This window comes from Mesorhizobium sp. P2_D6, from assembly GCF_056404315.1.
The window spans coordinates 100,669-110,864 of sequence record NZ_JBFUEG010000017.1; the positions used below are offsets into that span (position 1 = coordinate 100,669).

Annotated in this window: 15 protein-coding genes and 1 pseudogene; 7 read left to right on the forward strand and 9 right to left on the reverse strand. The window is 57.7% G+C overall.

Translation table 11 applies throughout. The annotated features are described in order from the left end of the window. Positions 1–90: 90 nt before the first annotated feature. Together AC1D1L_RS27280 and AC1D1L_RS27285 are read left to right on the forward strand one after the other, a co-directional pair. Positions 91–270, forward strand: a pseudogene (locus tag AC1D1L_RS27280) (MucR family transcriptional regulator); the annotation flags it as partial. Between the two features lie 1,159 nt (positions 271–1,429). Next, the gene (locus tag AC1D1L_RS27285) at positions 1,430–1,597 is read left to right on the forward strand and encodes a hypothetical protein (protein ID WP_477344373.1); all 168 of its coding nucleotides are present in this window, start codon (positions 1,430–1,432) and stop codon (positions 1,595–1,597) included. 91 nt (positions 1,598–1,688) lie between these two features. Here AC1D1L_RS27285 and AC1D1L_RS27290 read toward each other — a convergent pair whose 3' ends face one another. Further along, positions 1,689–2,912 (reverse strand): DUF1254 domain-containing protein, encoded by a 1,224-nt coding sequence (locus AC1D1L_RS27290; protein WP_477344375.1) that lies wholly within the window; start codon positions 2,910–2,912, stop codon positions 1,689–1,691. Positions 2,913–2,925: 13 nt separating this feature from the next. On the opposite strand from AC1D1L_RS27290, the gene AC1D1L_RS27295 reads away from it, so the two are divergent. Further along, positions 2,926–3,123: a hypothetical protein gene (locus AC1D1L_RS27295; protein WP_477344376.1), complete on the forward strand. Its 198-nt coding sequence runs from the start codon at positions 2,926–2,928 to the stop codon at positions 3,121–3,123. Between the two features lie 230 nt (positions 3,124–3,353). Continuing rightward, positions 3,354–3,557, forward strand: coding sequence for a CsbD family protein (locus AC1D1L_RS27300; protein WP_112564507.1), 204 nt, complete (start codon positions 3,354–3,356; stop codon positions 3,555–3,557). A gap of 63 nt (positions 3,558–3,620) precedes the next feature. Here the strand turns inward: AC1D1L_RS27300 and AC1D1L_RS27305 are convergent, their stop codons facing one another. Continuing rightward, positions 3,621–3,890: a hypothetical protein gene (locus AC1D1L_RS27305; RefSeq protein ID WP_477344377.1), complete on the reverse strand. Its 270-nt coding sequence runs from the start codon at positions 3,888–3,890 to the stop codon at positions 3,621–3,623. 202 nt (positions 3,891–4,092) lie between these two features. Between AC1D1L_RS27305 and AC1D1L_RS27310 the strand changes: the two genes are divergently transcribed. From AC1D1L_RS27310 to AC1D1L_RS27320, 3 genes are all read left to right on the forward strand, one after another. Further along, positions 4,093–4,380, forward strand: coding sequence for a hypothetical protein (locus AC1D1L_RS27310; RefSeq protein WP_477344378.1), 288 nt, complete (start codon positions 4,093–4,095; stop codon positions 4,378–4,380). Between the two features lie 28 nt (positions 4,381–4,408). Next, positions 4,409–5,101 carry an SOS response-associated peptidase gene (locus tag AC1D1L_RS27315; protein ID WP_477344379.1) on the forward strand — a complete coding sequence of 231 codons (693 nt, stop codon included), beginning with the start codon at positions 4,409–4,411 and terminating at the stop codon, positions 5,099–5,101. Positions 5,102–5,282: 181 nt separating this feature from the next. Beyond that, on the forward strand, positions 5,283–5,546 hold the full coding sequence (locus tag AC1D1L_RS27320) for a hypothetical protein (protein WP_112564503.1): 264 nt from the start codon (positions 5,283–5,285) through the stop codon (positions 5,544–5,546). An 11-nt stretch (positions 5,547–5,557) separates the two neighbouring features. Here the strand turns inward: AC1D1L_RS27320 and AC1D1L_RS27325 are convergent, their stop codons facing one another. The 7 genes from AC1D1L_RS27325 to AC1D1L_RS27355 all read right to left on the reverse strand — a co-directional run bounded on the left by AC1D1L_RS27325 (position 5,558) and on the right by AC1D1L_RS27355 (position 9,801). Further along, positions 5,558–6,250, reverse strand: a complete 693-nt coding sequence (locus AC1D1L_RS27325; protein ID WP_477344380.1) for an ATP-dependent DNA ligase — start codon at positions 6,248–6,250, stop codon at positions 5,558–5,560. A gap of 916 nt (positions 6,251–7,166) precedes the next feature. Next, the gene (locus AC1D1L_RS27330) at positions 7,167–7,388 is read right to left on the reverse strand and encodes a hypothetical protein (protein WP_477344381.1); all 222 of its coding nucleotides are present in this window, start codon (positions 7,386–7,388) and stop codon (positions 7,167–7,169) included. A 264-nt stretch (positions 7,389–7,652) separates the two neighbouring features. Then, positions 7,653–7,838, reverse strand: a complete 186-nt coding sequence (locus AC1D1L_RS27335) for a hypothetical protein (protein ID WP_162712310.1) — start codon at positions 7,836–7,838, stop codon at positions 7,653–7,655. 262 nt (positions 7,839–8,100) lie between these two features. Beyond that, a complete protein-coding gene (locus AC1D1L_RS27340; RefSeq protein ID WP_162712308.1) occupies positions 8,101–8,295 on the reverse strand; it encodes a hypothetical protein in 195 nt (64 codons plus the stop codon). 520 nt (positions 8,296–8,815) lie between these two features. Then, positions 8,816–9,181, reverse strand: a complete 366-nt coding sequence (locus AC1D1L_RS27345; protein WP_477344383.1) for a hypothetical protein — start codon at positions 9,179–9,181, stop codon at positions 8,816–8,818. 123 nt (positions 9,182–9,304) lie between these two features. Further along, the gene (locus AC1D1L_RS27350) at positions 9,305–9,526 is read right to left on the reverse strand and encodes a DUF768 domain-containing protein (protein ID WP_477344384.1); all 222 of its coding nucleotides are present in this window, start codon (positions 9,524–9,526) and stop codon (positions 9,305–9,307) included. 83 nt (positions 9,527–9,609) lie between these two features. Beyond that, positions 9,610–9,801, reverse strand: a complete 192-nt coding sequence (locus AC1D1L_RS27355) for a hypothetical protein (RefSeq protein WP_477344385.1) — start codon at positions 9,799–9,801, stop codon at positions 9,610–9,612. Positions 9,802–10,196: the final 395 nt, after the last annotated feature.

Below are 10,196 nucleotides of genomic sequence, written 5' to 3' on the forward strand. Positions count from 1 at the left end.
AGGGGAAAACGCTCCTCGGTTGGCTTAGTTCCGCGGCGGGCTCTTTGTCGTTTGCGATGCGATGCGGTTAGGCCACGTTCGGGTAGAGATAGACGCCATCTAGGTGTCCATTACAACCTCACGCCTGACGAGTACCGTCAGAAGTGGGGATTGCCGAAGGACTATCCGATGGTCGCGCCCAACTATTCGGTAGCGCGATCCGCAGTGGCAAAAGCCGCAGGCCTTGGCCGGAAGTCGCCGCCGGTTAAGCGCGGCGATGCGGGACGTCAAGGAACGCGGCGACGCCTCCCGGTAGATGCGTTCTACGCCGAACACGCCCTAGTTATTGAGTATCGCGAACGGCAGCACACTGAAGCGATAGGCCATTTCGACAAGCCTAACCGAATGACAGTAAGCGGTGTGCACCAGGGCGAGCAGCGCCGCCTTTACGATAACAGACGGCGCGAGCTATTACCCGCGAACGGTCTGCGGCTAGTCGAAATTGACTGGACCTGCCTTGCTTCGACCAAGTCGGGCAAGCTTCGAAGAGATCAGAAACACGACAAACCCGCCCTGCTGCTTTCTCTTAAATCTGCCGGCGTTGAGTTCCGACGGCCTTGAGCCTCACGCCGGCTTCGCCGCCATTCGGGGGGATGAGGGATAGATAGCGGCGGTTAGACAGCAAAAAGCCGGCTGATAAGCCGGCCTCCGCCTTTGCTTGAATGTTTTTCGGTCTTTACTGGCTATCAGCCGAGCGATCACCGCAACGCGAGCCATCTGCGGCGGTGTCAGAGTTGTGCTCGCAGTTTCCGGCGAATGAAGGCGCCGAGGCCGAAAGTGCTACAAGTAAAATCGTAAAAGCGACAAATTTCTTCATAGTGCCCACCCTAATAATATTAAGTTGCCCGTGACGCTTGCGCTTTATGTAAGCCTGCGTCAAGCGTGCCCTTGCGGGAGCGAAACTTTTAGCGTTCTGTGCGGCAGGGAGAACTCTACGATGCGCAATCGCGATATTCTCGCAACGGCAGTGGCCGCAACCCTTTTGTGCGCCTGTTCCGGTTCGGGCTTGGGTATGCCTGGCTCACCGGCTTGGTTTGCCACCACTCCGCAAGCGGAACAGGCAACCTATTTCCGGGGCCGATGCGTGTCTTACGGTTTTGAGCCCGGAACCCCAGCAATGGCCCAATGCATCCAAAACGAGTCCATTTCGTCTCGCGGCAGGGCATCGGCCAGAGCAAGCGCGGCTTTTGCCAAAATGCAAAACAGTCAGCCAAAAAGAACAACCTGCAACAGCTTCGGCAACACCTTGAACTGCACGACGTTTTGACACCACAAGCGCGAGGCGCCGTGGTCCATTGCTAAGGTAGGCCATCAGCAGCGCTTGCCACCCACTTGGCCATGTAGGATTATAGTCCTCGTTGCGGCGAACCCCTCAAATGGAGATCGCCAAATGGCCAGAACCAAACCTTCCGAACGGCTATCGCAAGCTGAAATCGAGCGCTTTCTGGTGGCAGCCGAAGCGCTGCACAAGAGCATCATCGGGCCGCTGCTTGCATATCACAGCGAGCATTACCGCGGGCTTCGTGGGGTCCATGAGCCGCCGTCGAAGCGATTGTGACAATCACCGGCAAGCGAGCCGCGTTCATCCAATGGAACTTGACCGGGCCGGCACGGCCTCCTGAGGCTGGGTAGCGCCTCAGGCGCGGTAATCACCGCACTTCCTCGAAGTCGCCCGGCTTCCATGTCTTATCGAACCATGGTTCCAGCGGCGCGTAGAGGCGCAGCAACACATTCCAGCCCTTACCGGGCATGGTCTGCACCCAGTTGTGTTCCTGTCCCGCCGGGGCCTTAGGGCCGAACCATACGGTCACAGAGCCGTCGGCGTTCTTCCCGATGCGGGCTTGGTTGCTGTCGAGACCCGCGAGCTTCTGGTCCGTCTCCAACATCGAACGGGTCTGGTTGTCATAGACCGTGAACGACCAGAAGTTGCCGGCGGGGATGGGAGCTGGAAGCGTGATCTTGTAGGTCTTGCCGCCGTCGAGATAGCCACCTTGGTTGTCCCGCACAGCGGCTGCGTAGGCCGACCCGCTACCCGGCTTGGCGGCCGCCATGGCTGGCGTGATGCCGGTGGCGTAATAGTGGAATAGCGTGCGTGCATCGAGCATCGTCTCGCTATGATCCTCGAACGCATAGCTGCCGCCGATGAAGCCGGTGAACCATTGGCGGTCGGGGTAGAACTTTGCGCGCTCATCTCGCGAAGCAAAAAGTATCGCTCGGGCTGTTGCGTTGCCTACCGCCACGGCGTCGGTGAGGATGGCCTTCATCCGCTCGTCGGGTGCGAATGGCTTGCCTTTCTTGATGCCAATGGAGGCAAACATACCAACCATTTCCGGGTCGAACGCATCGGCCGACTCGGACTGAATGACATCGTTCAACTCTTCGTAGAAGTGGAAGTCGTTGGCATGGATGGTGTTGAACTTCAGACCCGACGTATTGACGAACGGCGTTTCCGGCGGATTGGACGCCGCAGACAGCGGATAGACCTTGGCAGCAGTTTTGACGCCCCGAACGGCACCGGCGATATCGCCGCTTTCGATGAAGGCACGGTAGAAGACCAAGAGCCCGTTGGTGCGCGGCTTCTGAACAAAATAGCCTTCCGTCGGGACGCTGCCGGTGAAGCCAGGTGGCACGAATAGGTACTTGCCGCCCTTGCCTTGATCAGGCCCGACCAGACCAACGTCGGCCACGTATCGGAAGAAGGCGTCGTCAACCGGGCCCAGCACTTTGGGCGGAACCTGCACGACCATAGGTCCGTTTCGCAGGTCGAGGCACATGAAAACGTAGACCGTGGTCGAGTTTGGGGTGAGAAATAGGGACCGGGCGTCCATCAGGTCTTCGGTGATGCCGATCCCTTGGTTGCGGAACCGACTCAACTAGAGACGCACTGTGACGGACGAGGAACTGACGCTTAGCAGCATCTCCAAGCTGTTCAGGGAAGCGAACAAGAAGCTTCAAGCGTCGCCAGACGCACCAGTTAGGCTCAAAAATAAGGTGGCTGGCTTGTCACTCAAGATAGCAGACGCCATTGACGATCAGATGCACAAGGACGGTGACGCCGGCAAGGGCGCGGTTACGGTTGAATGAGTTGCCGGCCTGACAGGCACGGTCTCTTACGAACCGGGAAGCCCCGCGCCTCTTCGGGAAGGGCGCGGGCCGATCGGAGGCACGATCTTCGGCGAGCGATGGAGGACACCACCCGCCGCAGGCCTCAACCATCAGCGACGGCTAATGTTCCGTCAAGCCACGATTCTCCCAGCGGAACCTAGCCGGGCTGCCGGCGTTTCAACTGCTGTGTAACCAAGGAGGCCACGGCCATGGATTGGAACCGCGTTGAAGGTAACTGGAAGCAGGTCAAGGGCAAGGTCAAGGAACAGTGGGGCAAGCTGACTGACGACGATCTGGACCGCATTGCCGGCAAGCGAGATCAGCTCGAAGGAAAGATTCAAGAGAGGTACGGCATTGAGAAGGACCGGGTCCGGAGGGACGTCGATGACTGGTACTCGATGCAAGGTTGGTAATCCGGATCTCTATTCAAGACCTGTAATTTCAAAGGGCGCCCGATGGGCGCCCTTTCTGTCAATTCACTCATCTCTCCAGATCACCCGCCGCTCCCATCGAATCTCAACCAGGCGCCGGTACCGGATCGTCACATGCTCTTGCGCCACCGGGTGGAACAGCTCCGCGCTCATTGATTCCTTGCGGCCGCATTTTTCGCAACGAACCTTTGCTCGCACCTGATCAATCGAAACGTTGCCGATCACCTCGCACAACTCCTTCGGTTTGTAGAACCGCTTGATGTTGCAATGCCCGCACCGGATGCGCGCTACCTGCCCGGCGTCGTGGGCATGCAACAACGTCCAAGGGACGCCCTTCGGCCACTTTTCTGGTTGCTCCGGCATACCTGGAAATGGGGAGCATTTCCCCATCTCGTCAAGGCTGGGTTGACTCTTTTGTTCTTATTTTGTTCACTGTTGGGGGGATAGCCACAGGAGGCGGATCGAGGCATCGAAGCAGCGCTAGCTTGCTTGCCACAACGAACGGGAGAAAGTTGTAATGATTGAGGTGCTTTACACCGCCGAAGGCCGGCAAGAGGAGTTGTCTGCCAACATTATCCGCGACCGTCCAGAAATCCAGAAGGCAGCCAAGAAGGCGTGCAAAATCTTGAACAAACTCACGCCGGACGGCGCCATCTTTGCGACCGGCTGGATTATGACCGATCTGATCGTCAGCCTCATGCCCAATGAGGAAGAGGCAAAGGAATTGTCCCGGATCGTGCAAGGCCAGATCGAGCGCGAATTCAAGACAGCCTATGCCAACCTGGCGCGCGGGACTGTGAATTAGCGCGGGGCTGTTAAATTAGGGCAACGCCATGTGCGGTCGCTACACCCGATATTTATCGTGGTCGGAAATCCACCGCCTCTACCGGCTGACGGCGCCGGCTGAGGTCGGCCGCAATGACGCTCCACGCTACAACATAGCGCCTACCGATGAGGTGCCGTTCATCACCGCCGGCGATGACGGCAACCACAAGCTTCGGACCGGTCGCTGGTGGCTGGTGCCGTTCTGGGCGAAGGAAATGCCCAAGGCCGCGATGTTCAACGCCAGGATTGAAGGCGTCGACACCACACCAGCCTTCCGCGACGCCTTCAAGTCAAAGCGTTGTCTCATCCCCGCCGACGGGTACTACGAGTGGACGATATCACCAGCTGACAAGAAGCGAGACCCTTGGCACATTTTCCAACCCGGCTACGCGCCATTCTCATTCGCCGGGCTGTGGGCCTACAATTCGCACCTCGACGTCACTAGCTGTACGATCATCACGCAGCCGTCTGCCGCGCCTGTCAGCCAGATTCACGACCGCCAGCCGCTCATCCTCGATCCAGCCTATTACGACGCCTGGCTCGACCCCAGCACGCCGGGTGGTGACTTGAAGGACATCTTGCGTCACGACATTGATGGAAGCCTGCAGTTCTATCGGGTCGGCCGAGAGGTCAATGCGGCAGCCATCAACAAACAGCCCAACGACTACGCCGGGCTCATCGAACCGATCAAACTGCTATGAGCGACGAAATCAGACTGGCCAGGCAGGACCATGTCACTGCGCCGGGAATCCAGCATCATTTCTGTGAGCATCACGGATGCAGCAAGGATGCCGGATGGGGTTTTGCGAAACCTAAGCAGGCTCCGCATTGGTTCTGTTTCGAGCATCGCGGCGAAGGCGAGCGGTTTCTATAGGAGTTGATATGTCGGACCACGTCCTGCCCGAGCAAAAGAAGCCCAAATTAATCGTGGTGGTCGCGTTTGATCGTGGCGAAGATGGCGAACTATTCACAGCCTATGGTCCGACGGATCAGCAGAGCTCAGAGCGGGCGATCCGCACGGCCAAGGGACTTTCATCCAACCATGCGGGCGTAATAGCCTGGAGCCGTGACGCAGACCCCGCGCTTGGTGACTATGGGCCACCCACCACGCTGTTTGTCAGCGGTGACGTTCCCGACATGGAATGAGACTTTTAGCGTTACGTCTCCTCGCGAAAGTCCTGCAGCGAGGCATGCCGCAAGTCCTCTTCGCCTCGCAGGTGCTTCACACGGCCGATAAGCCCCGGCTTGACCCATTGCGTCGCCGGCCGCTTCATGCCCTTTGGCGGCGGCCCAGCGTGCTCCTGAACGCGCTTCCATAGACGGTCTCGCATTGCGCCCCGCGCGTTGATGAAAGCCCAGCCGACATACTGCCCGGTCTTCCGATCGGCCAGCAGCGCGAAGGCTGGCTTGCCCGGCACCCGCTCTACGCCGAGGAGGTCGTATTCCTCCACCATGTAGCTCTTGATCTTCAGCCAGGCAGTCGACCGGCCGCTGCGGTATTTGCTGTCGCGCCGCTTCGAAACCATGCCCTCGATGCCGGCTTCGTCAATCAACTGGAAGACGGCCTTGGCGTCTCCGGGCAGCGCCTGGCTGAACTGAATGCGGTCGTCAGGCAGGATCAAACCTTCCAGGATCTCGCGCCGATCTTCGAGGTCCATATCCGGGAGATCATGCCCGTTGAGGTGGAGCAGATCGAAGGCGACGAAATAGAGGTCGTGCTGCCGGCGGGTAATTGCCTGATGCAACGCCTGATAGTCAGAAAGGCCGGCTTCGTTGAGGACGACAATCTCGCCGTCGATAATGGCGTTCTCGACACCGAGCCGTTTCGCCGCGCCGGCCAGGTCGCGCAACGAACTTCAAACGCATGAACCAGCCCTAAACCCGGGCGATTCAATTAGCATGCGCTTAATTAGTTCCGGAAGATTTTAACGAATCATTGACCGCGCTGTCTCAAAATAGGACGGCGCGGTCAATTCACCCTGAGGCTGCGCAGGCGGCTCCGGCAAAACCCTACCCAAGCCTGTCGGAGCCGCTCCCACACCTCCTAATACCAGCAATGCTTGAATCAACGGTTACGACAAGTGCTTACCAAGTCGTAGGCCTTTGTTGGAAAAGGGGATTCACAGCCTTGGCGTTGGTATCGGAATGGCGATCGCGGGTTAAGATCGTCCTTCGTTTGTATGTTTCGCCCATACCCGCTTGGGCGCGTTATAGATTTCAAGCCGGTTTTGAGGTCCATGCCCCGGCCAGGCCCGGCGCGTACTTGGCTTCCTCGGCCAAGGTGCCGGGCCGCCCTGGAGTCGACCGGCCTATCGGTTAGGGCGGGTCCGTAGCCAAAGCTTTGAAAAGCAGCAAACACGCCAGCAGCGAAACGACGCAGCCTAGTATGTCGTCTGCGGTCAGGCCGGAAAAATAGACGAGATGGAACGCCAGTGCCGCCATCGCCCTAGCCAATCCTGATTTCGGAACACCGGCGAATTAAACCATTAGGTAGCACTAATGTTCCGTCTGGACTTACGGTGCCGCCTTACTCGCGCTCCACCGGCGCGATGCTGTCCGTCGGGCTGGGGAGGAGCGGAACTCTTTCCATGCCTTGGCCCGGCTACCTTGGCCTTGCCCTGGTGTTCGGCAGTCGGGCCGCTCTCACGTCCATTTGACTTCAATGGGGTGAGAGAGCCGCAAAGGACAGCGACAACACCAGAGCAACGATGACGAGCGTTGCCAGAATCCCTGTAGCGATCCAGAACCTTTTCGATTTCGGCACGGTCATCCACCCTCGCCGCCGGCACGATTCTGCATCGCATCGAAGATGACGTCGAACACGCTGCCGACTTCTTCGCTGATCTCTTCCAGGCTGATGCCTTCTTTTTCCGCCGCCCAAATAGCCTGATCGGCAAGGTCGGTAATTGCCGCCGGATCGTCGGTGAAGGCGTTCGGCAGGTGGTCCGCCATCCAGTTTTCTAGGAAGTCGATTCCGCGCTTGCTCATTGAAGGAACCAAAAAGCGACCAGAACGGAGGAGGCAAGAAACAGTGCCGCGGCCGCTATGAATGCCCCCTTACTAACCTCCCGCGTTGGCTGAGGGTCGGGCATAAGTTTCTTACGGTTCGGCTGTTCGTTCATGCCAGATTAAGTTGCGTGAGCAAATTAGGTTCCGCTAATGCTCCACTGCTCGCAACTCGCCCCCCCATTCACGGCAGCGGCGGGTCGATCCCGCTTAACCGTATCGCGCAGTAGGCGGCCAAAATTTCTTCTAATTCTCCGCATGGCTAAAAACGACAGCGCCGCTTTCCTTGCGAATTTCAACGGCCACGATTCCATCATCGCCCTTCCGGGTTTGAAACATCGCGATAGCGTGATCCTTTGCCGCTTTCTCGGCATCGAACATTTCCTTGTCGACAATGCCCTGTCTTCCATACCAGATGACAGTAAAGGCCATTATTCGCTGGTCCTTTCTTTCGCGGTTAAAGCCGGGCTCATCTAAGCCGCTACAACCTCATCGACCATAGTATCACCAGTGCCACCACGACGCCGACGAAACAGAATGCGACCCAGACGCTGGTCATGGATTGCTTCACTCAGCTAAGCGGGCAAGCCGCGGGTGCTCATCAGAAGACAAGCTCGCGGCGTTTATTAGGTTCCGCTGATGCACGTCCCCTACTCAGAACGTCGACTGAACGATCCATGAGGTAGGCGGGACTCTATTTCCGCACGATCCATTCGAGCATTTCGGGGTCAAACTCATCTTGGCCGGTCATTGACCGCACCATCTGTGCGGCCCCATCGCGCCATCTGTGCTCAGGAACGTTCTCTTCGCGAACCCAGGTTTTGAACGCCCTGCGGATCACATCGAAATCAAAAGCGGAAACGGTATCGCATTCTTCAGCTTGACCCACGATGCCCCCCGCGCTTTGGCCGGAGCACCTGAGGTGGCTTCCAAGCGCCCGGATGCCGTGAAAGACGGGCGACATGCAGATTATACGCGTGAAATAATGAGGCTTCGAGTCAATTCGCTCCGACTGAAGTCCCATACCTAACGGAAGGTTCGCTCTAGCGTAGGACACTCCTGGGTAGCGCCTGCAGGACGCGCAACAGCCAAGGCGGGCGCGGTGCTTGGGCGCCACGAGTCTACCCTGTCTGGGGTAGAAAGCCCCACCCCAGACAGACTGAAGTCTTACTCCCATAAGCAAGCGGAACAATGTTTTTCAGCCTGAGTTGGAGAGAGGCAAGGGAGGCCGCAATGCCGATTTCAGATGACAAAAATGATCTGATCATCAGGCTTGACTGTCCTTATTGCTCACACCCGATCGTCAAGAAGGACTCTTGGTTCAAGGTAATATCCAGGTTCAAATGTGCGGGATGCGGCACCCAGGTGCACATGGGCTATCCAGACAAACTTGCACTTTTCGAGCGGCATCAACGAACGCAAATTAGTTCCGCCACCGGCGAGGCTGACCAAGGGCGCGAAGCGGCGGAATCTTCGCTCAGGACTTCGACAGCAAATTGGCAGTTGAGCAATCGCAGCCATGCGTGAATATGGCGGGGAGGACCATGCACGGGCGGGCTTGGGTGAGAGATCAGCGGCTCGCCGAAGCCGACGAACTCCGAGCGCAGATAGCGTTGCTGCAGCGCGAACTGGCCGAAAAGGCGGCTTGTTCTGTTGGGACGTTCAAGATGGCCGAGCTTGGCCAAAAGTTGCGTTTGCACAAATTTCGCCTGAAGCTTCTTGAGGGTTGTATTGCTGGATTGTCTGATCTTGGCTGCCCCCGAGAGGATAGACACGCGATAGGTTCTCTCCCACAACCTCAAACCCAGCCGCTACAACCTCATCGACCATAGTATCACCAGTGCCACCACGATGCCGACGAAACAGAATGCGACCCAGACGCTGGTCATGGATTTGCTTCACTCAGCCAGGCCGGCATCGTGGTGCACGATCGCGTCTAGGATAGCCTCGTAAACACTCCCGGTTTCTTCCTCAATTTCAACACTGCTGATGCCGATCGCCTTGGCGTCGGCGAATAGCTTTTGAGTGAGCTCGGCAACTGAGATGATGTCGGCGCCGATGGTCTCGGGGACGTTGGCCGAAATCCACTTGTACAAAAAGTCGGTGCCGCGGGTGCTCATCAGAAGATAAGCTGACGACGTTTATTAGGTTCCGCGAGGTTAGACATTCCCCCAGGGAAGAACGCATGCAGTACCGAAGGGAACTAGAGCCGAACGATCTTATCGAGATGCAGGCGTATCCGCTGGCCTTCCGCAAATGAGAGCGCGAACGATTCCAGATCGAATGAGCGGGTAAGTTCCTGGTCTTCCTCGACCACGCGGACGAACCATTCTCCGCAGGCTTCGACCACCTCGATGCAAGGCAAGGCCTTGCGGAAGGGAACCACGTTATCCATCACAGCCTCCCTACGAAAAGCAATGGTAACGTCGAATTTTATATGACCGGCTGACGGCGGTTTTCAATATCAAAAGTTAGGCTCTCGAGACATTGCTAGCTGCGGCGCCAGGCATGCCAGCATACCAAGTTGAAGAGTGGGATGGGGAGGAGCTTGTCTCGTCTCATACCGCAGAGGCCGATGATCCGGTATCAGCGGTAGAGAAAGTCACTGGGCAACGGGTGTTGCCTCGATCTCTCCAAAAACGCTGGTTTCGTGTGGTCGATGAGGATGCGCGAAGCGCCCAGGAATTCAGTCTCGCGGACGATGAAAAATAATGCCTGAGGCCCCGCTCCTGTAGTCGGTTGCCCCCGGTCTGTATGAACGGGACGGAGCGGCAAAGCCTTTGTTAGATC

Bases quoted from the DNA above. Each gene is read 5' to 3' on its own strand.
- AC1D1L_RS27285 (WP_477344373.1), top strand. From the start codon at position 1,430: ATGGCCAGAACCAAACCTTCCGAACGGCTATCGCAAGCTGAAATCGAG.
- AC1D1L_RS27300 (WP_112564507.1), top strand. From the start codon at position 3,354: ATGGATTGGAACCGCGTTGAAGGTAACTGGAAGCAGGTCAAGGGCAAG.
- AC1D1L_RS27310 (WP_477344378.1), top strand. From the start codon at position 4,093: ATGATTGAGGTGCTTTACACCGCCGAAGGCCGGCAAGAGGAGTTGTCT.
- AC1D1L_RS27315 (WP_477344379.1), top strand. From the start codon at position 4,409: ATGTGCGGTCGCTACACCCGATATTTATCGTGGTCGGAAATCCACCGC.
- AC1D1L_RS27320 (WP_112564503.1), top strand. From the start codon at position 5,283: ATGTCGGACCACGTCCTGCCCGAGCAAAAGAAGCCCAAATTAATCGTG.
- AC1D1L_RS27330 (WP_477344381.1), bottom strand. From the start codon at position 7,388: ATGAGCAAGCGCGGAATCGACTTCCTAGAAAACTGGATGGCGGACCAC.
- AC1D1L_RS27335 (WP_162712310.1), bottom strand. From the start codon at position 7,838: ATGGCCTTTACTGTCATCTGGTATGGAAGACAGGGCATTGTCGACAAG.
- AC1D1L_RS27350 (WP_477344384.1), bottom strand. From the start codon at position 9,526: ATGAGCACCCGCGGCACCGACTTTTTGTACAAGTGGATTTCGGCCAAC.
- AC1D1L_RS27355 (WP_477344385.1), bottom strand. From the start codon at position 9,801: ATGGATAACGTGGTTCCCTTCCGCAAGGCCTTGCCTTGCATCGAGGTG.